The 24,499-nt window shown below is 40.1% G+C and carries 21 protein-coding genes and 2 pseudogenes; 7 read left to right on the forward strand and 16 right to left on the reverse strand.

The genetic code is table 11. The features are described 5' to 3' along the window. The 4 genes from BFU02S_RS00530 to BFU02S_RS00545 all read right to left on the reverse strand — a co-directional run. On the reverse strand, nucleotides 1-257 hold a 257-nt coding region (locus BFU02S_RS00530), incomplete at its 3' end, for a hypothetical protein (RefSeq protein WP_157075826.1). Between the two features lie 116 nt (nucleotides 258-373). Then, entirely contained in the window at nucleotides 374-1,432 is a 1,059-nt protein-coding gene (locus tag BFU02S_RS00535; protein ID WP_066365166.1) for an ABC transporter substrate-binding protein, read from the reverse strand. A 64-nt stretch (nucleotides 1,433-1,496) separates the two neighbouring features. Further along, complete coding sequence (locus BFU02S_RS00540) at nucleotides 1,497-2,354, reverse strand: ABC transporter permease (protein ID WP_066365167.1); 858 nt, start codon at nucleotides 2,352-2,354, stop codon at nucleotides 1,497-1,499. Then, on the reverse strand, nucleotides 2,317-3,123 hold the full coding sequence (locus tag BFU02S_RS00545; RefSeq protein WP_066365169.1) for an ABC transporter ATP-binding protein: 807 nt from the start codon (nucleotides 3,121-3,123) through the stop codon (nucleotides 2,317-2,319). Before BFU02S_RS00545 ends, BFU02S_RS00540 begins: the two co-directional genes overlap by 38 nt. Before the next feature lie 4 nt (nucleotides 3,124-3,127). Between BFU02S_RS00545 and BFU02S_RS00550 the strand changes: the two genes are divergently transcribed. The 4 genes from BFU02S_RS00550 (at nucleotide 3,128) to BFU02S_RS00560 (ending at nucleotide 6,651) form a co-directional block, all read left to right on the forward strand. Further along, nucleotides 3,128-4,243, forward strand: coding sequence for an ATP-binding protein (locus BFU02S_RS00550; protein ID WP_066365171.1), 1,116 nt, complete (start codon nucleotides 3,128-3,130; stop codon nucleotides 4,241-4,243). Then, on the forward strand, nucleotides 4,209-4,577 hold the full coding sequence (locus BFU02S_RS16185; protein ID WP_084360940.1) for a response regulator: 369 nt from the start codon (nucleotides 4,209-4,211) through the stop codon (nucleotides 4,575-4,577). Before BFU02S_RS00550 ends, BFU02S_RS16185 begins: the two co-directional genes overlap by 35 nt. 63 nt (nucleotides 4,578-4,640) lie before the next feature. Beyond that, the gene (locus BFU02S_RS16190) at nucleotides 4,641-4,895 is read left to right on the forward strand and encodes a response regulator (protein ID WP_084360941.1); all 255 of its coding nucleotides are present in this window, start codon (nucleotides 4,641-4,643) and stop codon (nucleotides 4,893-4,895) included. Between the two features lie 109 nt (nucleotides 4,896-5,004). Then, entirely contained in the window at nucleotides 5,005-6,651 is a 1,647-nt protein-coding gene (locus tag BFU02S_RS00560) for a glutamine--tRNA ligase/YqeY domain fusion protein (protein ID WP_084360942.1), read from the forward strand. A 32-nt stretch (nucleotides 6,652-6,683) separates the two neighbouring features. Here the strand turns inward: BFU02S_RS00560 and BFU02S_RS00565 are convergent, their stop codons facing one another. The 7 genes from BFU02S_RS00565 to BFU02S_RS00595 all read right to left on the reverse strand — a co-directional run bounded on the left by BFU02S_RS00565 (nucleotide 6,684) and on the right by BFU02S_RS00595 (nucleotide 14,500). Next, on the reverse strand, nucleotides 6,684-7,862 hold the full coding sequence (locus BFU02S_RS00565; protein WP_066365173.1) for a hypothetical protein: 1,179 nt from the start codon (nucleotides 7,860-7,862) through the stop codon (nucleotides 6,684-6,686). Nucleotides 7,863-7,999: 137 nt separating this feature from the next. Further along, nucleotides 8,000-9,163, reverse strand: a complete 1,164-nt coding sequence (locus BFU02S_RS00570; RefSeq protein WP_066365175.1) for an HD domain-containing phosphohydrolase — start codon at nucleotides 9,161-9,163, stop codon at nucleotides 8,000-8,002. Between the two features lie 99 nt (nucleotides 9,164-9,262). Further along, the gene (locus BFU02S_RS00575; RefSeq protein ID WP_066365178.1) at nucleotides 9,263-10,546 is read right to left on the reverse strand and encodes an ATP-binding protein; all 1,284 of its coding nucleotides are present in this window, start codon (nucleotides 10,544-10,546) and stop codon (nucleotides 9,263-9,265) included. A 160-nt stretch (nucleotides 10,547-10,706) separates the two neighbouring features. Then, nucleotides 10,707-12,122, reverse strand: a complete 1,416-nt coding sequence (gene bcaP, locus BFU02S_RS00580; RefSeq protein WP_066365181.1) for a branched-chain amino acid transporter BcaP — start codon at nucleotides 12,120-12,122, stop codon at nucleotides 10,707-10,709. 302 nt (nucleotides 12,123-12,424) lie between these two features. Beyond that, nucleotides 12,425-13,168: a C39 family peptidase gene (locus BFU02S_RS00585; protein ID WP_066365182.1), complete on the reverse strand. Its 744-nt coding sequence runs from the start codon at nucleotides 13,166-13,168 to the stop codon at nucleotides 12,425-12,427. 104 nt (nucleotides 13,169-13,272) lie between these two features. Continuing rightward, on the reverse strand, nucleotides 13,273-13,719 hold the full coding sequence (locus BFU02S_RS00590) for a threonine/serine exporter family protein (RefSeq protein WP_066365365.1): 447 nt from the start codon (nucleotides 13,717-13,719) through the stop codon (nucleotides 13,273-13,275). A 19-nt stretch (nucleotides 13,720-13,738) separates the two neighbouring features. Continuing rightward, nucleotides 13,739-14,500, reverse strand: a complete 762-nt coding sequence (locus tag BFU02S_RS00595) for a threonine/serine exporter family protein (protein ID WP_066365183.1) — start codon at nucleotides 14,498-14,500, stop codon at nucleotides 13,739-13,741. Between the two features lie 177 nt (nucleotides 14,501-14,677). On the opposite strand from BFU02S_RS00595, the gene BFU02S_RS00600 reads away from it, so the two are divergent. Further along, the gene (locus tag BFU02S_RS00600; RefSeq protein ID WP_066365184.1) at nucleotides 14,678-16,753 is read left to right on the forward strand and encodes a carbon starvation CstA family protein; all 2,076 of its coding nucleotides are present in this window, start codon (nucleotides 14,678-14,680) and stop codon (nucleotides 16,751-16,753) included. After that, the gene (locus BFU02S_RS00605; protein WP_066365187.1) at nucleotides 16,746-16,949 is read left to right on the forward strand and encodes a YbdD/YjiX family protein; all 204 of its coding nucleotides are present in this window, start codon (nucleotides 16,746-16,748) and stop codon (nucleotides 16,947-16,949) included. The genes BFU02S_RS00600 and BFU02S_RS00605 overlap by 8 nt, the downstream gene beginning before the upstream one ends. A gap of 98 nt (nucleotides 16,950-17,047) precedes the next feature. On the opposite strand, the gene BFU02S_RS16585 is transcribed toward BFU02S_RS00605, so the two are convergent. Further along, a complete protein-coding gene (locus BFU02S_RS16585) occupies nucleotides 17,048-17,215 on the reverse strand; it encodes a hypothetical protein (protein WP_157075828.1) in 168 nt (55 codons plus the stop codon). Between the two features lie 197 nt (nucleotides 17,216-17,412). Between BFU02S_RS16585 and gntK the strand changes: the two genes are divergently transcribed. Then, nucleotides 17,413-18,957, forward strand: coding sequence for a gluconokinase (gene gntK, locus BFU02S_RS00610; RefSeq protein ID WP_066365188.1), 1,545 nt, complete (start codon nucleotides 17,413-17,415; stop codon nucleotides 18,955-18,957). A gap of 154 nt (nucleotides 18,958-19,111) precedes the next feature. Here gntK and BFU02S_RS00615 read toward each other — a convergent pair. The 4 genes and pseudogenes from BFU02S_RS00615 to BFU02S_RS00630 form a co-directional block, all read right to left on the reverse strand. Beyond that, nucleotides 19,112-20,443, reverse strand: a pseudogene (locus BFU02S_RS00615) (GntT/GntP/DsdX family permease). Between the two features lie 205 nt (nucleotides 20,444-20,648). Next, entirely contained in the window at nucleotides 20,649-21,767 is a 1,119-nt protein-coding gene (gene yfkAB / locus BFU02S_RS00620; RefSeq protein WP_066365189.1) for a radical SAM/CxCxxxxC motif protein YfkAB, read from the reverse strand. A 177-nt stretch (nucleotides 21,768-21,944) separates the two neighbouring features. Then, nucleotides 21,945-23,579: a hypothetical protein gene (locus BFU02S_RS00625; protein ID WP_066365190.1), complete on the reverse strand. Its 1,635-nt coding sequence runs from the start codon at nucleotides 23,577-23,579 to the stop codon at nucleotides 21,945-21,947. A gap of 3 nt (nucleotides 23,580-23,582) precedes the next feature. Further along, nucleotides 23,583-24,364: pseudogene (locus BFU02S_RS00630) on the reverse strand (ABC transporter ATP-binding protein). Nucleotides 24,365-24,499: the final 135 nt, after the last annotated feature.

Genomic DNA, 24,499 nt, shown 5'->3' on the forward strand with positions numbered 1-24,499 from the left:
GGCTTCATATATAAAATAAATTTCTGTCTAATTTCCTCATTTAAGCTTCCATTATACTCACTGGCGTCATCCATGATATTAGAGACCGTTACTTTTGTTGCTATAGTTTGGAAAAAATCTTTCCCACCCATAAGCGGGTTTTCAGGATCTACCTCCCCATTTGGAAAGACAACTTGAAATGCGTTACATTCTTCCAATATCATTTTAAATAATTTTTCCCAATAACGATTAGAGCAAACATTTGATATTACGATCATTTTTATCACCTACATAGTTGAATCAGTAGGAACTGGATTTTTTCGTGGGATCTACACCAAATATAACATTTAAGCCCGGGTTTTCTGTGGAATTCCCAGGCTTTAAGTTTTTAAATCTACTTTACGTTATCAACAAACTTATTGGTGTAGGTCTGGCTTGGATCGACATTTTTGACTGCCGGTTTGAAGGCGGAAAGGATTTTTTGAACATTTTCCGGTACTCCCTCAGGCATTTTACCATCCTTTGTGAACATCGGAAGCTGTCCTTTTAATGCTTGGATATATAAGTTCTTATCTCCTGCATAGTATTCCTGCGGCATTTTATCGGCAATTTCTTCAGGTGTATGGGTGCTCATCCATTTCAATGTTTTCACATAGGCATTAGCTAATTTCTGAACGATATCCGGATGGGCGTTGACATAGTCGGTGTTCATATATAGGCTTGTCGCAGCATATCCACCGCCTAGAGACTTTTTCGTTCCTTCTTTCGTATTCATGTCTACAAAGGTAAAGGCTAAATTTTTATTTAAAAGCATCGAAGCTGTCGGTTCACTTGTAACTGCGCCGTCAATCCGCTTGTTTTGCATCGCTGCAATCAATGTTTGCCCTGCTCCAACAGGTAGCGGTTTATAATCACTTTCCTTATTGCCGCCTTTTACCACATTATAGCTTGCAAGCATATTAGTAGAAGAGCCGAGCGATGTGACTCCAATGGTGAGTCCTTTTAAATCGGCTAAAGTTTTTACTTTGTCTTTTAAGCGGGTGGCGACCATTAGCTGCTCGCCGGGAACGTCTGCCATCGTGACAACGGCTTCCACTTTTTTCCCTTTTGCTAATAAATCTAACGTATGGTCATAGAAGCCGCCTGCCCCCTGAACCTGTCCGGCAAGCAAAGCCGTTTCCGCATTCTGTCCGGCACTTTCCGAAATGAGTTTCACATCCAGCCCCTCTGCTTTGTAATATCCCAGTTTCTCCGCCAGCATAAATGGTAAATAAATAATCTTTTCCAAACCGCCGACCATAATCGATACTTGCTGCGTAGTCTTAGACTTACTGCTTTCTTTTGACGTGCTAGGTGCTGACGTCGAATTATGAGAAGAACATCCAGACAACAGTATTGCAGCAATTGCCATTCCTGAAACTCCTTTACTTAAGCGTTTCATTGTTTTATTCATTCCAGATCCCCCTTGTACTTTTTACCAGGAATTTATAGCATCTAGCCACAGATTCCCCCTATACTTATTGCCGAATATGACGCCATGCGATAAAGCGTTTTTCCAATTTGGATACACCCCAGTCGGCAACCAAGGCCGTGATAGACAAGATGACCATGCCGGCGAAAACGCCTATTGTATCAAAAGCCCCTTGTGCCTGAGCAATTAAATATCCTAATCCTTCTGTTGCCCCGACAAATTCCCCAACGACGGCGCCAATAAGCGCAAAGCCAAAACTAGTATGCAAACTTGATAGAATCCAAGTCAGCGCGGATGGGATGATGACATGCCGTGCCAACTGGCGTTTTGTCGCCCCTAACAGCCGTGCGTTATTCACTAGATTCCGGTCTACTTCGCGAACACCTTGAAAGGCATTAAAGAACACAATGAAAAAGGTTAATACCAGTCCAGAAGCAACCTTCGATGACATTCCTAAGCCAAACCAAAGAATAAAAATCGGTACAAGCACAACGCGCGGAATCGCGTTGATCATTTTGATATAGGGACCTAAAATAACGGAAAGAAGTTCATTTACTCCCAGCAAATAACCGAAAATAATCCCGGCAATTCCCCCTAAGATAAAGGAAAGAATCGTTTCCTCAAAAGTAACTAAAAACTGAACGTAAAGCGGACCAGCCGTTGTACCATCCACCACCCATGTCCAAATATGCTTCACAATATCAAATGGACTTGAGAAAAAGAACGGATCGATTATTTTATTACTTGATAAAATTTGCCACGTTCCCATCAAGACGATAAACACAGACCATTGCAGACTTAAATTGCGGATTCTCAAGTTTATGGCCTGCCGCCGAACTTCTGCCTTTCTCAAGACAACGGTATCGTTAACTGGATTTGACACGGAGTTTGTTTGCGTTCTCATAACTGATCATCACCTCATCTTTCAAATCTTCCCAAATTTGTTTATGGATCTTCATAAAAGCTGGATCAAAACTGATTTCTGCGACATTCCTCGGCCTTGGAAAATCAATTTTATAATCTCCTTTGACTGTTGCTCCTGGTCCGGCTGTAAGAACAATCACCCGATCACTTAAGGCAATTGCCTCTTCCAAATCATGGGTGATAAAAAAGACGGATGCGGATGTTTCTTCCCAAATGCGAAGCAGCTCGTTCTCCATCAAATGCCTTGTGTGAACATCAAGGGCTGAAAACGACTCATCCATTAATAAAATTTCCGGCTGTACAATCAAACACTGTGCCAAAGCAACCCGTTTCCTCATTCCTCCGGATAGCTGGGACGGATAATATCCTTCAAACCCTTTTAATCCGACGCGGGCAATCCATTTTCTTGCCTCGTCATACGACTCACTCTTGCTGACACCCCTTAGCCTGAGCCCGAGCGACACATTGTCAATGACGGTTTTCCACGGAAAGGTGTTTTCGGTTTGGAATACACACGCCGCTTTCGGATTCATTCCCTGCAATTCCTCTCCTAAAATATACACCTCGCCGGCAGATGGCTGTTCAAAACCGGCAATTAAGCTTAAGGTTGTCGATTTCCCGCATCCCGTCGGTCCAACAATTGAGACAAATTCCCCTTTTGGAATTGTCAAATTGATATTTTTCAAGACCGTATGGACTTCGCCCGATGGCTTAATAAATTCCTTTGTCACACCGCTAAGTTCGATCATCGCATTGATACTCGAAATTACCGCTTTAGGCTTGATTGCTCTAATTGCCGGACTTATTGGCGCGTTTATTCTTTCTGGCCATATCAAAAAACAAATATTTAACTTGGAACCTTACGAAATTGCTTTCCTTACTCAGCAGCAGGCAGCGATATTGGAATCCATCCGTGAAGGAATCATTGCCGTTGATACAAGTGGAAAAATCACAACCTTTAACCGAGAAGCAAAAAATTTGCTGCCAGATGAGCAAGAAGACCCGCTTGGCAGATCGATACAATCTATTCTTCCGGGATCTCGTCTAACAGAAGTAATAAAGGAAGGAAATGCCCATTATGATCAGCCGATGATTATCGGCAATTCATTAGTAGTCGTCAACAGAATTCCTGTGAAAATTGACGGAAAAGTCATTGGTGCTGTTGCCAGCTTTCGTGATAAGCTTCAACTTGACCAGTTGGACAAGAGGCTTGCGGACATTGGGCAATATGTTGATACCATCAGAAGCCAGCGCCATGAATTTATGAATAAACTTCATCTTATTTCAGGCCTGATTCAAATGAAGGAATATGAACTTGTTAAAGAGGTAATAGAGGGTGTCCATCAGGAACAGCAAAAGGTTCTTAACTTTTTCCTCGCTCGGGTGAGGGACCCGGCAATTGTCGGGGTACTGATTGGGAAGATGCACCGGGCAAAAGAGCTTGGAATACAGCTGAACATCTCTGATGATTCAAATGTACCAGAGCGCTGCCCGCATCGGGAAACCGTGCTTACCATCCTAGGAAACGCAATTGAAAATGCAATCGAAGCAATTACAATGATGAGTGAAACGAGGCCCCTACCCAAAATCTCCGTTCAGATTAAAAATGAGGAAAAGCAGCTGTTACTTACGGTTAGTGACACCGGTCCAGGCATTGATCCTGAACTCGGAGAAGAAATTTTTGCGGATGGCAGGTCCACAAAGGGCGAAGGACGTGGATTCGGTCTTGCCTTAGTCTCCCGCTTGGTTTCAAGATTAGACGGCAGTATTGTAATGAATTCTTCATCAAAAGGAGCATCATTACAAGTTTGTTTACCAATATGGAGGGATGTAAATGAACGAACCAATCAGAGTAATTGTTGTGGATGATGATTTCATGATTGCAAAACTTCATGGCAACTTTATTTCCGCCCAAAAAGGCTGCCATCTTGTAGGAACTGCCCATAGCTATGCGGAAGCCATGAAGCTGATGAATACAGCTGCCCCTGATTTACTGCTTTTGGATATTTATCTCCCTGACCGATCCGGAATTGAGTTATTGCAAACCATTCGTTTGGAAAATTGGCGCTGCGATTTCATTTTAATAACAGCCGCAAAAGAACTGGAAATGGTAGAAGAAGGCTTCCGCTTCGGAGTCATCGATTATTTAATCAAACCATTTAATCTGACCCAGCTGCAATCAGCGATTCAAAAATATGTATAATTTAAATCCCGTGTATCCAGTTTTACTGAACTGAACCAAGGTACAGTAGATGAGCTGAAAAAATTGCGGATTTCTGAATCATCACCTTCCCCGCTCCCGCAAAAAGGAATTGACATTCGGACATTAGAAAGAATAAAGAAATCGATCACCGGCTCCCTTCATCCATTAAGTGCCGAACAAATTTCAAAGTTGGCCGGTGTCAGCCTGTCGACAACAAGGAACTATCTTTCCTATTTGGTTGAAGAACAAATCATCATTGAAGAACAGCAATACGGGACAGTCGGCAGGCCGTTAAGGCTGTACCGGATCGCAAACTAAAATTTATCGTTTTCAGCCTGTTTTCGTTATGATTAATAAGGAACAATGGAAAAATATCGTTATTTATGTTATGAATAAGGAGTAGATATGATGAAAGAGGTTGAAAAGGGTGGAAAATCACACATCTAATTTTATAAAAGATATTATGATCAAAGATTTGGAATCCGGAAAGCATGACACGATTGTAACCCGCTTTCCGCCGGAACCAAACGGATATTTACATATTGGCCACGCGAAATCAATTGTCCTGAATTTCGGTTTAGCTGACGAGTTTAATGGAAAAACCAATTTACGATTTGATGATACAAATCCATTAAAAGAAGATGTTGAATATGTTAATTCGATTAAAGAAGATGTCAAATGGCTCGGCTTTGAATGGGACAATTTATGTTTTGCATCCAATTATTTTGATGAAATGTACAAACGTGCTGTTCTACTAATCAAAAAAGGACTTGCCTATGTAGACGATTTGAATGCAGATGAGATCCGGGAATACCGCGGTACTCTAACGGAACCAGGAAAAGAAAGCCCTTATCGCAATCGTTCCATTGAAGAGAACCTTGATTTATTTGAACGTATGAAAAACGGTGAATTTGCGAGTGGTGAAAAAGTCTTAAGAGCGAAGATTGATATGGCTTCTCCTAATATCAATTTACGCGATCCGGTCCTCTATCGGATTTCTCATGCCACCCACCACAACACAGGTGACAAATGGTGCATTTATCCGATGTATGCTTTTGCCCATCCGCTGGAAGATGCCATTGAAGGGGTAACCCATTCCATTTGTACAATTGAATTTGAAGACCAGCGCCCTCTCTATAATTGGGTGATCGAGCAATGCGAGATGGAAAATGTTCCACAGCAAATTGAATTTGGCCGTCTAAATCTTACTAATACGGTCATGAGTAAACGAAAACTGAAACAGCTGGTCGACGAAAAGGTTGTAGATGGCTGGGATGACCCAAGGATGCCAACCATTTCAGGTATGCGCAGACGAGGATTTACACCTGAATCCATTCGTACTTTCGTTCGTGAAACAGCGGTATCCAAGAATAATGCTACCGTAGATGTGGAAATGCTTGAGCATTTTGTCCGCGAAGATTTAAAGCTGAAAGCCCCTAGAACCATGGGTGTTATTCGTCCTTTAAAAGTGGTTATTACCAATTATCCGGAAGGGCAAATTGAATTGCTAGATGCGGAAATCAATCCGGAAAATCCAGAAATGGGAACGAGAAAAATTCCATTCTCTCGCGAAATCTATATTGAGCAGGATGATTTTATGGAAAATCCGCCGAAGAAATATTTCCGGCTGTTCCCAGGAAATGAGGTCCGCCTCAAACATGCTTATTTCATTAAGTGCGAAGAAGTAGTGAAAGATGCCAATGGAAAGATCATTGAACTTCGCTGCACCTATGACCCAGAAACCAAAAGCGGCACCGGCTTTACTGGCAGAAAGGTAAAAGGAACCATTCATTGGGTAGAGGCTGCACACGCAGTGCCTGCTGAATTCCGTCTTTATGAGCCGTTAATTTTAGAAGAATCAGATGATGAGGAAAAATCATTCCTTGACAAGGTAAACCCAAATTCCCTTGCAGTATACCACGGATTTGTGGAACCCAATATGAAAGAATGCCAGCCGCATGATAAATTCCAATTCTTTAGACATGGCTATTTCAATGTCGACCCGAAAGATACAACGGCGGACCATCTTGTGTTTAACCGAATTGTCTCACTAAAGAGCTCATTTAAACTATAAGGAAAAGAACCAGATATTTGTCTGGTTCTTTTTTACACTTGGTATTTTTTCCTCCATGAGTTAAGCAGTAATAGGATTCCGACCAAAAGCTGGATAGAAAATAGAGTTGCATCCCAAAAACGGGTTGTCGACAAACCTTCTGAGAACCCTGGCAATACTTTTCTCATCGCAAATACTAATTGTGGAATATAATAGACAGCAAACAAGAAAAGAGTGATCCCTACACCAATACAATAAAAAATTGAATAGCAAAAAACCATTCTTTTTTCCCCAGGAAACATCACCTCTCCCGGCATTGTCTTTTTTCGAAATGGGATCAGCTTGCTTATGTACTGCTGGGCATTTTCCATTAAGTTATAACAGCCTGTACTATTTTCAAGTACATAATACAAGTCCGTTTTCATATAAACACAACATTGATACACCATGCGAATAAATGTATCAAGCACTACCATACGCAAGATCCCCGTGAAAACAGGGGAATTGTCTGGAAAAACAAGTTGTCCGGCCAATGCCAGGAATAAGAGGCTTGTGTCAAAACAAAGTCCCGCTAAATACAGAACATTTCGTTTCTTAGAAGGAAGCTTCCAAGCAGCTGACAAATCCGTTTCAAACACGACCAGAAACAAACGGTGACCCACACCCATCCTTGTCGGCAGATTATAAGCTCTCATCGCCAGCACATGCCCGAATTCATGAATAATTACAAGACACGAAGTAACAACCATCCAGGCCGGAATATTTAAGAACATAAATTTAAACAGAAATAAGTCTTTGTAATGCGGAAACAAGGCGGGATGAGTAAGAAAGATGATGATATTCATCATAAAAAGCACAGAATACATCAACAATCCAATCTTATGAAAGAAAAATTTTCCGACTTGGGGCGAAATCCACAAAAACCCTAATCTTTCATTATTTTTTTTCGAACCTTCAACTTTTTCACCATCAATTTCTGAAATTAACTGCAAGCTTTGCAGTTGTTGAACAAAATCGATGATATCCACTTCTTCCGAAGGATATTTATGCTTTAATATTCTCTCAATTTCCCCTAATCGTTCGCCGCTTTGAATCAATTGAATCGCTTCAATACAAATCTTTGGCATTTCATAAAATTCACCCGAAGATACGTCTTCTAGTATATAATGTTTTTGATCAAAGTGAATCTCGATTGGAGAGATTGAGAGTCGCGAATTGAGTGAGATGTTCATTCAAGCGGCCACCCCTTAAGAATATTAAAGGAGGATGCCAGCCTGAGCTAAGCATCCTACTTTTTCTTTGCCATGTAGCCCTTATTAAAAGTAACACCACCAACAAGTGGTTTTAATTTTCTTCAGCTTGCGGATTTTCATATGTTCACCTCCTCTTTAATTTCTAGTTCCTTATTCCATGGATAGTTATCATGAAATTCGACCCATGCTGGAAAAACTTTCGTAAACTTCTCCACCAGCATTGGATCAAACTGGGAACCCTTACCTTTTATAATCCGTGTGTACGCCTCTTCCACTGATAATGCTTTGCGATACGATCTGGAAGAGGTCATCGCATCAAATGCATCTGCAATAGCAGCTACTCTTGGCAGCAATGGGATTTCTTCTCCCGTTAATTGATCGGGATAGCCTTTGCCGTCCCAGCGTTCATGATGAAAGCGGATAATATCGATATAGTCTTTTATTCCTTCAACATCTTTCACTGCCTCTGCCCCTACAACGGGATGCAATTTAATAATTTCATATTCTTCTTCTGTCAATTTTCCAGGCTTCATCAAAATTCGATCTGGAATATGTACTTTGCCTATATCATGAAGCAGACAAGCATAATAAAATGATTTCTGTTCTGACTTTGAGAATATTTCCAACTCATTTGCCAGCATCAGCGCATAACTTGCCACCCGTTCGCTGTGCCCTCTTGTATAGGGGTCTTTTAATTCCAAGGCAGCAATAACCCCTTTAACAATTCCTTCTAATTGATTGTTATAGGATTCCTTGATCGCTTTGAACTGTCCTTGTAGGCGGACTAACATAAAAAAGGACATAATTGTTAATATAAAAAATACCAATCCCGGTATAATAACATATGGATTCTCTAATATAAGGCCCATTAATGCATATTTTGCAATCATTCCTATACTAACCTGCCAAAAATATCGGAAATCCAAGAATAGCGGTAATGTTAACATTAAATATAATTCCACCAGATTCCCGCTATTATAGGAATGACCTTTGCCATAAAAACTTAAAATGTCCACAATAAAAACCGTCAGTATGTAGAAACTAAAAAATACATATTTGATCCAAAATAGTTTTCCTGTCCTATTTAAATAGAAAATGACTGGAATCAGGATCGCTAATACAATATAGTTAATATACCAAAACTTACTAGGAAACCCACTCTTTTGATGCGTAACATAAATGGGTAAAAAGTAATAATAGAAAATATCATATAGTATATAAATTAAATAGAAAAACAAAAGAAACCATTTAAGTGTTCGCCGTTCCTCATGATGGAGCATGAAAATCACCTATTCGTGTTATTGACACACAAACCTTTCATATGATCTAAGTTTGAGATTCTTCTATATTATATCTCATAGAAAAGGTCCTTGAAAACTTTAATTTGTAGAATTATGTACGAATTTGACACCATTCATCTTCTCTTTCTTCTGGACGATTGGCAGAGTCATCCATACTTTTGTTCCTTCGCCGACAGTGCTTTGAATGTCTAACATCCCATTATGGTCAGTGATGATTTGATTGGTTACCATTAATCCCAGGCCGGTTCCTTCTTTCTTAGTGGAATAGAATGGTTCACATAAATTACGAATGTTTTCTTCGGCAATGCCGCAGCCTTCATCCTCAATCAAAATACAGAGTGTACTTTTGCCTATTGACTGCGCATGGATGGTTACTTTCCCACCATCAGGCATCGACTCAATGGCGTTTTTGATTAAGTTAATAAAAACCTGCTTCAGCCGATTTTCATCACAATCGATTGGAGGTAACACTTCTTCTATAACGGTTTCGATCGTTACACCGTGATTAGCAGCTTGCTGATTGGTAATCGATACGGTATAGGCGATAATATCGGAAATATTTGCTTTTGCAAAATGAATTTCCTTTGGTTTTCCAATATACATTAAATCACTTACGATCGAATCGATCCGGTCTATTTCCTCTACCATGATCGGATAATATTCATTCATATTAGGGTATTTCTCATGTTGCAGCTGGATAAAGCCTTTTAATGAAGCTAATGGGTTGCGGATTTCATGCCCTACAGCTGCAGCCATTTGGCCAATTAAAGCAAGTTTCTCTTTTCTCCGAAGCTCCTCGTAAACATTGGTTAATGAATAAATATACGAATAAAACCGTGTTAACAAGAGATAAACAATAGCAGACAAAGCGAGAACAATGACGATTGGTTTTAACACAATGGCAGTCTGTAAAACAACCCCTATAAAAAAATACTTCCCGATCATCGTCAAGGCCACACTCCAAAAATAATGCCTGTTAACAAAGATCGGCGAAAAAACAATAAAGAGAAGCTCTACGAGATTCCCAGAAGCAAATTCCTTCGTTGTTCCATAATAAATGAAAATATTATTTATGACATCGATAATGGTATAAGTAAATAGAATAAAATATTTCACAATAAAGGGATTACCTTTTTTAATAAAAAAAGAGGACAACAACAGCACAATTGCCATGAATACATAAACCCAATACCCCAAACCTTCAGTGAACGAATGCGGGTCTCCATAGTTTGTATACTTAGGGAGAAGATAACCCCAAAGCAAGTCATACGATATGTAAAAAATATAGAATAACCATAAAAATAGCTTAATGGCTTTTTTTTCTTCAAAAACAAGCGCTAATCGATTACTGCCTTCCTTCATTTCTTTTTCTCCTTAACACCTTAAACTCTGCGACATCCAAACGTAGGACAAAACTCCTTCTTTTATTCTACCATCTTTTGCGATCCATTTTGACATAAAAAACGAGTATTTTCGAAAATTCGCACCAAAAAAATAGGAGCCCTTTAGGACCCCTATAGCATTAGCCTACCTGTTTAATTTCCGAAACTTTGTTATTTAATGTAGAATGTCTTCGCCCGTATCCAAAGTAAACGACTAAACCAATGACAAGCCACACAACAAACGCAATCCATGTTACCCTTGGCAATTGCAGTGTCAAATAGCCGCAGAAAAAGAAGGCCAGGATTGGAATATACGGAACAAATGGAACACGGAAGCCTGTTGTTGGTGCATTCTTATTTTTACGTAAATATAAAATTCCTACAGCCACCATCATGAAAGCAAATAATGTTCCGATATTTGTCAAATCCGCTAGTTTGCTTAATGGGATGAAGCCGGAAAAAATCGATACTAGTAAACAAGTAATCCAAGTATTCACCTTTGGTGTTTGATGTTTTTGATCCACTTTTGAGAACACTTTTGGCAGCAGTCCGTCACGGCTAATCGCATAGAATAGGCGAGTCTGTCCGTAAATCATGACAAGCAATACAGTGGTAATACCGATAATGGCACCAAGTGAAATAAATCCGGCAAGCCAATCTTTATGAATGTAGTTAAGCGCAAAAGCAACAGGGTTTTTCACGTCAAGCTTTGGATAGGGAACAATTCCAGTTAAAATAGCTGAAACCACGATATAAAGAGCTGTACATATAAGAAGGGAAGATATAATCCCAATCGGCATATTTTTCTGCGGATTTCTCACTTCCTCTGCAGCTGTTGAAACAGCGTCAAATCCAATATAAGCGAAGAAAACGGTTGCAGCCCCAGTTGCAACACCACTAAAACCAAATGGCATGAAAGGCGACCAGTTATGCGGCTTCACATACCAAACACCGACACCGATGAATAATAAAACAACTGCCAGTTTAATAATCACCATAATACTATTAAAACGAGCTGATTTTCTTACACCTTGCGTGAGCAGGAACGAAATGATGAACGTAATCAAAATAGCTGGAACATCGACAAAAGTTCCATGTGCCGGGTCATAGGCACTTGACAAAATTTTAGGGAAGTGAATGCCAAATCCGGCAATCAGCCCTTGGAAATACCCTGACCAGCCGCTGGCAACCGCTGAACAGGCAAATCCATATTCAAGAATTAAATCCCACCCTAAAATCCAAGCAATCAATTCACCAAATGTTGCATAGCTGTACGTATAGGCACTTCCTGAAACTGGAACAACAGAAGCGAATTCTGCATAACAAAGTGCTGCAAACACACAAGCCAGACCAGATATAATAAAGGATAGAATTAATGCAGGACCCGCATGTTCAGCAGCAGCAACCCCGGTCAACACGAAGATTCCGGTGCCAATAATCGCGCCAATCCCAAGCATAGATAAATCAAAAGCCCCTAAATCCTTCTTTAAAGTGACATCTTTCTTTCCAGCCTCTTGAATTAAAGCTTGGATGGACTTCTTCCTAAATAAATTCATATTTAAACCTCCTTGATTCCTGTCTAAATGTTCTGAAAAAATAGGCTATAAGAATTATACATTGGTATAATATAATTTTTTTGTCGAAAAAGCAATATTTTTTGAAAAATAAAATTATTTATCAATTAATACCAAGTAAAATATACCCATCATTGATATCCTTTTCCGGTCAGACAAAAGATTTCCACTATATCGAAAACTGTTATTATTATACACTGAATCTTCTGCTGACCTTTTGATGCTTTATTTTTCTAGTTCTTCGAATTATAAAATGGCCTGGCAGACAGTCGCCAAGCCATTCTTTATTCAATTACAATCGCTTGTTTCCCCATTTGCTCCCAAGCTTTCTCAAAAGTAACGCGATTTAATTTTTTATTTTTATCACCGTATGGGTCATTGATATAAATGGAATCTTGATCGTAACCAGTGATCACGACACTATGCTCACTATAAGTGATTTGAATTTTTCCCTGTGGTGTGTTCCATGTTTCGAAGTCAGAAACTGGGGCAAATTCTACCGTGGTAATAATCCACACAGGCCTGCCCTGTGCGACTTGCTTTAATAGATCCGTAAATGGACTTCCTGTTAGATTGACCGCCCTTTCTCCTGCATATTTTGCAGCAAGCTTAAAAATTGGGCCATTATATGCCGCATACCCTGGACCATTTGCCATATCTCCGACAAAGCCGGCATTGGGGTTGCCATTTAGTCCGTTACTATAAGTAAACGGCACTGTCTGAATTTGATTTGCCAATTCATTCTTTGTTACCTTGATCCCACTGTAATTAAGAATCATCGCCAAACTTGTTACTTCACAGCCGTTGTGCAAGAAAGGCGGATCCATTTGTTTGATTAACGGGACATCTAGCAGCTTGCTGACCGGGAAAACCGGCTCATTTACCTGTTTCACTACAACATTCGTTTTTAATAAGGCGGCGGATTTTTTTATTTTTGCTTCTAGATGATTAAATTCATCTGCAAATATGGCCTGAGCGCCTACTAATGAAATTAATAGGATAATGGTAACGACGATCAATTTTTTCATAACGGAACAATCCATTCTTAGGAACTTTTCAATATTACCTTAACAAAAATTAGTGGAATGATAAATGATTTTATACCTATTTTCTTAACAAATGCTTAAAAAGATTACACCTTTTGTTTACGTTTTTTCATTTTGATGACAATCTGATTAATAACTTCGGAAAAAACAAGCCCAAAGGCAATAGAACCAGCAATCATCAATACTTTTGCTGCAATGGCCAGCGCGGTATTATAATCGTTCTCTACAAAATTGCGCATTGCATCATACGCCATACCTCCCGGAACCAGTGGGATCATCCCAGCAACACTAAAAATCGTCACTGGTGTTTTGTAAAATTTGGCCAATTCCTGACTTAGCACAGCTATAAAAATCGTGGAGGTAATTGTAGCTAAAACAGCATCCTTCGTGTAGCCTTCTAGCAGGTAATAGACAGCCCAGCCTCCCATTCCAATCAGACCGCACTTTATTAATGATTCTTTTGGTACATTGAAAATGATCCCGAATGCACTTGTTCCGATTAGGCTTGTCACTAATTGTGCTAATAGATCCACTTTATCTAAAGCCCCCATCTTATAAAAATGATAATACGACTGCAATCCCAGCTCCAATGGCAAAAGCTGTAAGAAACGCCTCTGCCCCTTTTGACAGGCCCGAAACCAAATGGCCAGCCATCAAATCTCTGACCGCATTGGTTAGTAATAAACCAGGAACGAGCGACATGACCGATCCAATAATAATCTTATCCAACTGATGTCCCAGTCCGATTTTGACAAGAAGAAAGGACAATAGCCCAATAATAAACGAAGCCAGAAATTCAGAAAAGAACTTGATCGGAATAAAGCGATGAAAATAAACAAAGCTAAGATACCCTGCGCCTCCCGAAATCATCGTAGGGATAAAATCGATCCAATGCCCGTTAAACATAATCATAAAACAGCCGTCTGCCACTGATGCAGCCACTACTTGTATTTTAAACGGAAAAGTGAGGTTCATTGTTTCAATTTCTTTTAAAAGTTTTTTAGCTTCTTGGAGACTTACCTCACCGCAGGCAATTCTTCTTGAAATGCTATTAACCATTGAGACTTTTTTTAAATCTGTGGATCGTGTGGATATCCGTATCAGTTTTGTCGTGACCGGCCCTGTTCCTTCAGTTGAAAAAATAATTCCAGTCGGGGTTACATAACTATGTGAATTTTCCATCCCGAAGGCAGCCGCGATCCGCATCATCGTATCTTCCACCCGATAGGTCTCTCCCCCGCTTTGTAGAATAATCTTACCTGCCAGCAGGCAGACTTCCATAATTTCATTCAATTGTTCCAGCTGTTTTTCCATAACTTCACCCGCGTTTTACTTCATTCGTAATTATAGTTTAAATCAAAATAATGGTTTGAGTCTAACTAATTTATGACGAATAGCAAAAATAATTGTCACACAAAATTGAAAGACTTATTCAAATTTTCAAAAATGTATAGTATAATATTACCATACTAGACAAAAAGGGGGAGTATCATGAAAGCGTTTAAATCTATTCTCATCTGGGGGATCATTACAGCCCTAGGTGCGTCAGGTTTTGCGGTCATGGCTTTAAATCGCGGCGAAAGTATTAATGCGATATGGCTATTAACGGCTGCTGTCTGTGTGTATGCCATTGCCTACCGCTTTTACAGCAAGTTTATTGCCCATAAGGTGTTTCAGCTGGATGACAACCGGAAGACACCTGCCGAATTGCATAACGACGGGAAAGACTATGTTCCAACGAACAAATGGGTGCTGTTTGGCCACCATTTTGCCGCAATCGCTGGTGCCGGCCCATTAGTCGGTCCCATCTTAGCTGCCCAAATGGGCTACCTGCCGGGGACGCTTTGGATTGTTGTCGGTGTTGTATTGGCCGGTGCTGTTCAGGACTTTATTATTCTTTTTGGTTCTATGCGCCGTGATGGGAAATCACTCGGGGAAATGATTAAGGATGAAATGGGCAAAGTAACTGGCATCATTTCTATGATCGGTATTTTAGGTATTATGATTATTTTATTAGCCGTTTTAGCACTTGTCGTGGTTAAAGCATTAGTGGGAAGCCCATGGGGAATGTTTACCATTGCGGCAACGATTCCAATTGCCATTTTCATGGGAATCTATATGAGGTATATTCGACCGGGACGAGTTGGCGAGGCATCCTTAATTGGCATTGTATTATTGCTGTTTGCTCTTTTCTTTGGACAGACCGTCGCAGAGAACCCGTCCCTCGCTGCCATGTTTACTTTCAAAGGTGAAACCATCGCTATTATGATGATTATCTATGGTTTTATTGCTTCTGTTTTACCAGTCTGGCTTCTTTTGGCTCCGCGCGATTATTTAAGTACATTTTTAAAAATCGGTACCATCTTGGCGCTGGCACTCGGCATTATTATTGTAGCACCGAATCTACAAATGGCAGGCGTAACGAAATTTATCAATGGTACAGGTCCTGTATTTGCCGGCAACCTGTTCCCATTCTTGTTTATCACAATTGCCTGCGGTTCTGTATCCGGATTCCATGCCCTTGTTTCTTCCGGAACAACGCCAAAGATGATCGAAATCGAATCTCACGCCCGGCCAATCGGCTATGGCGCGATGCTGACCGAATCATTTGTTGCGGTAATGGCGATGATCGCCGCATGTGTGCTTCATCCAGGTGTATATTTCGCCATTAATAGCCCTCCAGCAGTCATTGGCACTGATGCCGCTCAAGCAGCTCACGTCATTTCCAATTGGGGTTTTACAGTTACCCCGGATGATTTGAAAACGATTGCCAAACATGTAGGCGAGCAATCAATCTTATCTAGAACTGGCGGTGCCCCGACTCTTGCGATCGGAATGGCGACGATATTCTCGCAAGTGATCGGCGGTAAAGCATTAATGGCATTTTGGTACCATTTTGCCATTCTGTTCGAAGCATTGTTCATTTTAACAACGATTGACGCCGGTACACGGGTCGGCCGTTTTATGATTCAAGACTTGATCGGATCTGCTTATAAACCATTTAAGAAAACAGAAAGCTTACTTCCGAACATGATTGCTACGGCGTTATGTGTACTATTATGGGGATACTTCCTGTACCAGGGTGTCATCGATCCGCTTGGCGGAATTAACACCCTATGGCCGCTATTTGGCATTGCCAACCAAATGCTGGCAGGTATCGCTTTATTATTAGGATCAACCATTCTCTTTAAAATGGGCAAGAAAGCCTATACCTGGGTTACATTACTGCCGACTACATGGCTGTTAATCGTGACATTAACTGCGGGCTGGCAAAAACTCTTTGATGCCAATCCGAAAGTCGGCTTCCTGTCCCATGCAAAAGTTTTCAAACAAGCTTATGACAGCGGAAAAATTCTTGCACCTGCCAAAACGGCCGCCCAAATGAAACAAGTATTGATTAATGACTATGTCGATGCTACTCTGACAGGTATTTTCATGCTCGTTGTGATTGTTGTATTCATCTCGGCACTTAGTATTTGGTATAAGGTTATCACTAATCACAAATTGCCGTTGCATGAGTCGCCATATGTACCGCATGATGAAGGAGATTTGAAACATTATGCTTAACACTTTAAGAAAAATGAACGCTTACCGGAAACAATTTTTCAGTCTTCTTGTCGGAGTTCCCAGCTATGAAACCTATGTCGAACATATGAAGACACACCACCCCGGCGAGCCGGTCAAATCCCGGAAGCAATTCTTTTGCGAAGCACAGGAAGAACGTTATAATGCAAAAGGCGGAAAAGTCTCAAGATGCTGTTAGATGAAACAGCCTGCACCACATTTAGTTGGTGCCAGGCTGTTTTTATTCACCGATGTTGTTTTCAAACCATTCCTGAAGCTCTTTTAATGAAGTAGCTCTCAAATTTCTTCCCCATTTTGCCCATAATCAGAGCCTGTATTTCCTCTTAACGTGATCTGCCCCTCATTGTCGGAAATTATGATGGCATATGGATAGTTCACATTTATGTACCTGGAATCCAAATCATGGTCGACCCAATTCTTGCTGCGTAAAAACGTCCAATTCAACTCCCTCCTTGTCAATATTGTTCCAAATATCCCGAAAAATTGTCCTGCAACAATTATGAAATCACTGGGCAAAATAAGTTATAAAAAATTTTAAACCCATTGTGATTTGTACTATAATAACTAAGGAAATATTTTTTCTTATAATATTTATTTTTGAGTATTTTTTTTGCATTTACTTATTTAAAGGAGATTGACTTATGTCTAACGCTTCATACTATCTTGGTGTTGATATTGGCACAACAAGCACAAAAGCCGTTCTTTTCGCTGACAAAGGAACCGTTATCAGCATGCACCATGTGGAATATCCACTTTACAGCCCGGCACCAGATATTGCCGAACAAAATCCGGAGGAAATTTTTCATGCTGTCGTTGAAGCCATTAAAATGGCGATAAAAAAAGGGAACATTCATACCGGCCATCTGGAACTTGTCTCATTCAGTTCTGCGATGCACAGCCTGATTGCGATCGGTGAAAACGACAAACCGATTACCCGATGCATTACATGGGCAGACAGCCGAGCCACCAAATGGGCAGAAAAAATCAAAAATGAACGAAATGGACTTGCAATTTACCGCAGAACCGGAACACCCATTCACCCGATGTCTCCGCTTTGCAAAATTGCCTGGCTTAACGCCGATCATCCAGAAATCGTGCAGAAAACGAAAAAATTCATTGGAATTAAAGAGTTTATTTTTTATAAACTTTTTGGCCAATATGTGGTTGATTATTCGATTGCTTCAGCTACCGGAATGTTTAATCTAGAACAGTTAACTTGGGATACAGAAGCTTTACAAGTAGCTGGTATTACAAGTGAACAACTGTCAGAACCAGTATCAACAAAGTTCTATTTAACCGGTTTGAAACCAGAATATGTTTCAGAGCTTGGAATTTCTGCTGACACACCGTTTATCGTGGGTGCCAGTGATGGGGTTCTTTCCAATCTTGGCGTTAATGCCATCGATCCAGGTGTAATTGCCGTAACGATTGGTACAAGCGGTTCAATCCGAACCGCCACAGATCACCCGGTAACAGATCCAAAAGGAAGAATCTTTTGTTATGCCCTGACAGAGAATCATTGGGTGGTCGGCGGCCCGGTTAATAACGGCGGCATGACATTCCGCTGGGCCCGTGACCAGCTCGGAGGTTCAGAGGTAGAAACGGCAAAGCGGCTTGGGATTGATTCCTATGATCTTTTAACCAAAATTGCGGAAAAAGTTACACCTGGTGCGGACGGGTTAATTTTTCACCCTTATTTGGCAGGCGAACGGGCGCCGCTTTGGAATGCCAATGCGCGAGGTTCCTTTTTCGGTCTTGGCCTCCATCATAAAAAAGAGCATATGATTCGGGCAGTCCTTGAAGGGGTCATCTTGAATTTATATACTGTAATGCTCGCCCTGCAGGAGATGATCGGCATGCCGAAAAAAATTCAGGCAACCGGCGGCTTTGCACGCTCTGAATTATGGCGGCAGATGATGGCCGATATTTTTAACCATGAAGTCGTTGTTCCGGAAACCTTTGAAAGTTCTTGCCTTGGTGCCATTGTTCTAGGCATGTATGCACTTGGAAAAATTGATGATTTCTCCATTATGTCCGAATGGGTCGGCACCACTCATGCTCACCAGCCTATACCGGAACATGTCGAGATTTATCAAGATTTAATTCCCATTTATATCCGGCTATCTCGAGTATTAAATGAAGAATACGGATACATTACAAGTTTTCAGCAGAAGTGGGTAAATTAAAATCCTCCCTTTGGGCTGTAATGCCCGAGGGAGATTTTTTGCTATTTTATCAGTAGTTTTTTCTTGCTTTTGTCGGAAAGCTCTATCTCTTTTCTCCCAACAACATAAAAGGCACAAGATACTCCTCAAACAGGAATATCTTGTGCCTTTTAACCTATACAAACAAACTGATAATCAGTGCGCCGATAAAAGCAACGAATGAGAGAATGGTTTCCAGTATTGTCCAAGTTTTAAACGTTTCATTAATAGATAATCCCAAATACTCTTTGACCATCCAGAACCCGGCATCGTTGACATGAGAGAACATTAATGAACCTGCACCAGTTGCGATCACAAGCAGTTCAAGATTTACTCCGTGCATATGAGCAACAATCGGCGCAACGATTCCGGCTGCGGTTGTTAACGCAACGGTAGCGGAACCTGTTACAATTCGAATTAAACCGGCTACGATAAATGCCAGTACTAGTGGTGACAGATGCATACCTTGTGATGCAGAAGCAATAACTTTCGCAACACCAGAATCAATCAGAATTTGTTTAAAACCTCCGCCGGCGCCGATAATCAGTACAATGGAGCCAACTGGTATAATACATTCTTCTGTAAATTTCTTAATTAAGTTTCGATCCATTCCATGGCGGAATCCAAGGAAAATATAAGCAAATAAGCTAGAAATTAATAAGGCGACTAACGGACTGCCGATAAAGGCGAAAAATTTTTCCACACCCTTAGGTAGATGCATATATGGAGCAACAGTTCCTAAAAGCAATAAGAGTACTGGTAAAAGGATGGTAAAGAAAGAAATTCCCACACCAGGTACTAATTTTTTATTCGAATGATCCTCCACATGAACCAATTTTGGTTCGCCAACAGGTATTACACGTTTGTGAATAAATTTCGCATAAAGCGGTCCGCCGATAATCCCGGCAATAATGGCGATAATTCAAGAATAAAGCAGAACCTTCCCCATATTGGCGCCATAAATGCCAATTGCTGCAATGGCCCCTGGATGCGGTGGCACCAATCCGTGAACAATCGATAATCCAGCAATTGCAGGAAGTGCAACCAATAAAATATTTTGCTTCGAAGCTTTTTGAACAGAAATCACAAGCGGTAATAATATTAATATACCTACTTCAAAGAAAACAGGAATACCTACGATAAATTCGGAGAAGAACATTGCCCACGGCAATTTCTTTTCACCAAATATCTTGATAAAGTAATTGGCAATTTGTAATCCTGCACCTGATTCGGACTGCATCTTGCCTAAGATGGTCCCAAACGCGATGATCCCGATTAAGTGTCCCAATGTGCCTCCGACACCGGCCTCATAAGAAGCTACAATCTTATCCAGACTCATACCAGATAGAATCGCTAGAAATAAACTTGCGATTAATAAACTAATAAAGGCATGCCATTTAAATACGGAAACCCCTATAATGACAACCACGATCGCAAGCAGTGTGATGATTAATAAGTAAGCATCCATCTCCCAACCACCCTTTAAATAATATGAAAACACTTTCAACAAGTTTTATTATAAGAAAAAATTTTCCTTTATCAATATAAATATTTAAAAAATATTTATTACACATATAATCTCTCTAGTTTTACCTTTCCACTAAACTCGAATGCTATTCAGAAAATGTCATACAAAAAGCCGCGCATTTGCGCGGCCTTTTAGCAATTAACCATCACTTTGTAATATTCGCCTTCTTAATCGTAAAATCTTCATCTTGATAATAACTATTCTTCACTAATATATTAGGCCCCAAGCAAGCAACCTGCGGACAATGACAGCTTAATTCCCTTGCTATTCTAGAGGACTGCCATGTTTGATAGGCATCAAGCAACGTATTCGTTTGAATATTCCCAAGCGGCGGGGTATCCCCAAAATCGGTCACAATAATTTCACCGGTAAAAATATTAACATTCAAACGGGAGCGCCCATCGGGGTCGTTCCGAACGGTAACATTTTTACTCTTGTACAGCCTCTCTAATAGCTTCAGATCGTCTTGATTGCTGCTGCAGGCATAGAACGGCAAGGTGCCAAACAGCATCCACACATTTTCATCCCGGATATCCAGTAAATGGTGGATTGCGGCTCTTATTTCTTCCAGTGATAATGTTTCTAAATTGCTGGCGAAATCGCTTGGATACATGGGATGAATCTCATGGCGCTGGCAAAGCATTTCATCTACAACCTGGCGGTGGATCGTTTCCAGATGGGGTAATGTCCGTTTATTTAACATGGTTTCGGCCGATACGATAACACCGGCCTTTGCCAGCTCACGGCTATTTTCTATCATTCTTTTAAAATATTTTCCTCGTTGTTCATGATCAGGCTTTTTTTCCATCCGAGCAAAGCCGCCCTCTACAAAATCTGCCACTGTGCCCCAGTTATGTGAGATATGTAAAACATCTAAATATGGAATGATTAATTCGTAACGAGATAAGTCCAAGGTTAAATTGGAATTAATCTGCGTTCGCACTCCTCGTTCATGGGCATATTTTAAAATCGGTACCACATAGTTTTTGACAGAGGATAATGAAAGCATTGGTTCCCCGCCGGTAATACTTAAAGCTCGGAGATACGGGATTTCATCTATTCTTTGTAAAATGAGCCCGATCGGCAATGCATCCGGGTCCTTCGTTTGCAATGTATACCCTACAGCACAATGCTCGCAGCGCATATTGCATAGAGTTGTTGTCGTAAATTCAATATTGGTCAACTGTGCTGTTCCATATTGTTCAATATCCAGATAAGCTTCCCATGGATCATATGAGGGGGAAATTTTTCTTATTGTTTTCATGGCAATCTCCTTTAAATCAGATGTAACCAAACTTAACTATTATAACTGATTTAGGGATTTCATCACTACAAAAAAGCTTATGCACACCAACGTGCTGATATTCAAAACAACCTCAGCCTCTCGACAAATTCCCGGGAAATAACAGGATCAATCGTGCGGTATCGACAAAGACCACCATTAGGAATCCCCCCATACCATCCTATAGACCATTTTCCAGGAAAAAATAGTGATCCCTAAAAGAAGAATAAGATAACTAAAAACTCTGTATGGAATAAAAGTAACCGCAAAATGAATTCCCCAAAAAACACCGGCAAGTATTAAAGCAGGAATTAATTTCACACCTGCACTCTGCCTTGCATTCTCAAATGACTCGGAAAATGGAAGCGACCCTTTCAGAAAACGCGAGCAAATAACCATATACAAAATGGAAGCAACAAATACAACCAATAAGTCGAGAACAATTTTAAACCCAAATATAAAGACAAAAATAACACTTTGAATTAAAAATACTGGCAAATAGAGATCAACAATAAACACTTTTAGGACGGCACTAAATAGCGGCGCATAATTTTCAACAGGAGCTGTTTTGTAAATCCAAGCGCCTTTATATTTCCCCGAGTATTTCATCATCGAAACAGCGGTTGGAATCATTAAACTGCTAAAATAAATCGCCAAATACCATTTGGTTGAAACCATATCGGCAAAGGAAGTCATATGAATTTGATTAAAGATGAAAATAAAAGGAATGACAAGTGACATGCCGAGTGACGGATATACTTTTAAACGAAATTCCCGTTCATTTCGCATCATGTGATCGGCAAATCGGAAAAATACTTTCTCCTCTCTACTTCGACAAATGGTATGCATCAGCCAATTTTTCCACCTGCGTTCTCTTGGTTTGCTTTTCCTGCTATGATTGGAGAGTTTTTGAAGATTCCTTTCAAATGATGGGATCATCCGGATATAAATCATGATCGATATAACGGGGATCAGGAAAGCTAACAAGAAATAAAGCCAAAGAAACTTGTTAGACTGGTGCCCAAAGTATAAGGCAAATGGCGCTCCAAACCAGATGGGCGGGATGAAGAAATGCCACCAGCTTGGAGAGAAGGTGATTTTCATATCGACAAAGCTAAAAGCTCTCCCTAACAGCTGATAACCGACCATAACGGCGATTGATAGACCAATTTGCACATAATTAATAACATCCTTCAATTTTTCACCATCAAAAAACCGTAAAATAAAATTATAAATAAGGGCGGTGAATACTACTATAAACAAATTGATGAACATTAATCCAAATATCGAGAAAATCAAAAATATGAGTCCATGGGTGACTGTCCCAATTACTACTGGGATACCGGCTATAGCCATGGTGAGAAAAAATAAATAGAGACAAATATGAACCGTTTTTGCAGCATTGATCGTCCTTTTTTCAATTGGTTTCGTGTGAAGAATGCTTTTATCCTTAACATCGAGAAGAACATTGGAAAAGTCCGAAATCATCGAAGTCATCACGAGAAACATAACAACCCCGAAAAAAATACTCATTTGATAAAGATAATTTTGGCCGAAGTTTACAATTGGAATAAGTACAATACTGATTAAAACGTACATCCCTAGGGATTTTATAAATCCATTCTCTTCAGGCTTCTGCTTTTTCTTCTGTTGATTAAAGACGGTCGGAGTCCCGCGTCCGTCCATTGTTAATTTAACCGCCAATATTTTCCTCATTACCGGATAATCAATGCCAAAGCGCTCAAATAAGCCTCTGAAACGATCTAATATTTTTAATGTTCGAAAATCCTTCACAATCTACACCTCTTGGACGATGGATACAAATTCCTCGGCGATTGCCTTGTGTTCATTAAAGCCGGTCAGCTGATTGAAAATTTGTTCCAATGTTCCCTCTTTGTTTTGTTCTTTTAAATCCATAAAGCTACCATCAGCGACAATTTTTCCATCATTTATTAAAATTATGCGATTGCTGATCTTCTCAACGACATCCATAATATGAGAAGAATAGAAAATCGTCTTTCCTTTCGCTGCCATAATAGAAAGAATTTCTTTCAATACCATTACACTGTTGGCATCAAGGCCACTTAATGGTTCATCCAAAAATAATAACTCAGGATTATGTAACAAACTCGAAATAATGAGCACTTTTTGCCGCATTCTTTTGGAAAAAGAGGCAATTCGCGAGTGATAAACCTCCTCCATCCCAAATACCTTCATTAAGTTTTGTGCTTTTTCATTCGCCTTTTTAACATCCATTCCATACAATTCGCCGACAAAGGTTAAATATTCACTTGCTGTGAGATTGTCATACAGCTCGGCGATTTCCGGGACATAACCGATTTTTCTTTATAGGTAAAATCCGTTTCCGTGATCTCTTTCCCAACCATCTCCACCTTACCGGCATAGCCGCTTTCAATTCCAAGTAAAATCTTAATCGTCGTACTTTTCCCGGCGCCATTAGGCCCGATATAACCAATAAATTGCCCGCGGGTCACCGTAAGATTAATTCCTTTTAATACCTCTTTTGCCCCATAGCTTTTTGTTAAATTTTTCAAACAAAGAATAACATCCTGTTCCATGACCAAAACCTTCTCTCGTTTTTTGATAGTTTCATATTAACACAAATTTCAAACAACTCCATAATTTTCAAATAAATTTTATAAAAAGCCACTATGAGGAACAAAATTCGTCATGATCTTTGAGAAAAATCCGCT

Source organism: Neobacillus fumarioli NBRC 102428 (genome assembly GCF_001591485.1).
Classification (GTDB): Bacteria; Bacillota; Bacilli; order Bacillales; family Cytobacillaceae; genus Neobacillus; species Neobacillus fumarioli.

What these genes read in the sequence shown, in the direction of transcription:
- BFU02S_RS00535 (WP_066365166.1), bottom strand. Translation starts at nt 1,432, where the DNA reads ATGAATAAAACAATGAAACGCTTAAGTAAAGGAGTTTCAGGAATGGCA.
- BFU02S_RS00540 (WP_066365167.1), bottom strand. Translation starts at nt 2,354, where the DNA reads ATGAGAACGCAAACAAACTCCGTGTCAAATCCAGTTAACGATACCGTT.
- BFU02S_RS00545 (WP_066365169.1), bottom strand. Translation starts at nt 3,123, where the DNA reads ATGATCGAACTTAGCGGTGTGACAAAGGAATTTATTAAGCCATCGGGC.
- BFU02S_RS16185 (WP_084360940.1), top strand. Translation starts at nt 4,209, where the DNA reads ATGAACGAACCAATCAGAGTAATTGTTGTGGATGATGATTTCATGATT.
- BFU02S_RS00565 (WP_066365173.1), bottom strand. Translation starts at nt 7,862, where the DNA reads ATGAACATCTCACTCAATTCGCGACTCTCAATCTCTCCAATCGAGATT.
- BFU02S_RS00570 (WP_066365175.1), bottom strand. Translation starts at nt 9,163, where the DNA reads ATGCTCCATCATGAGGAACGGCGAACACTTAAATGGTTTCTTTTGTTT.
- BFU02S_RS00575 (WP_066365178.1), bottom strand. Translation starts at nt 10,546, where the DNA reads ATGAAGGAAGGCAGTAATCGATTAGCGCTTGTTTTTGAAGAAAAAAAA.
- bcaP (WP_066365181.1), bottom strand. Translation starts at nt 12,122, where the DNA reads ATGAATTTATTTAGGAAGAAGTCCATCCAAGCTTTAATTCAAGAGGCT.
- BFU02S_RS00585 (WP_066365182.1), bottom strand. Translation starts at nt 13,168, where the DNA reads ATGAAAAAATTGATCGTCGTTACCATTATCCTATTAATTTCATTAGTA.
- BFU02S_RS00595 (WP_066365183.1), bottom strand. Translation starts at nt 14,500, where the DNA reads ATGGAAAAACAGCTGGAACAATTGAATGAAATTATGGAAGTCTGCCTG.
- BFU02S_RS00600 (WP_066365184.1), top strand. Translation starts at nt 14,678, where the DNA reads ATGAAAGCGTTTAAATCTATTCTCATCTGGGGGATCATTACAGCCCTA.
- BFU02S_RS00605 (WP_066365187.1), top strand. Translation starts at nt 16,746, where the DNA reads ATGCTTAACACTTTAAGAAAAATGAACGCTTACCGGAAACAATTTTTC.
- gntK (WP_066365188.1), top strand. Translation starts at nt 17,413, where the DNA reads ATGTCTAACGCTTCATACTATCTTGGTGTTGATATTGGCACAACAAGC.
- yfkAB (WP_066365189.1), bottom strand. Translation starts at nt 21,767, where the DNA reads ATGAAAACAATAAGAAAAATTTCCCCCTCATATGATCCATGGGAAGCT.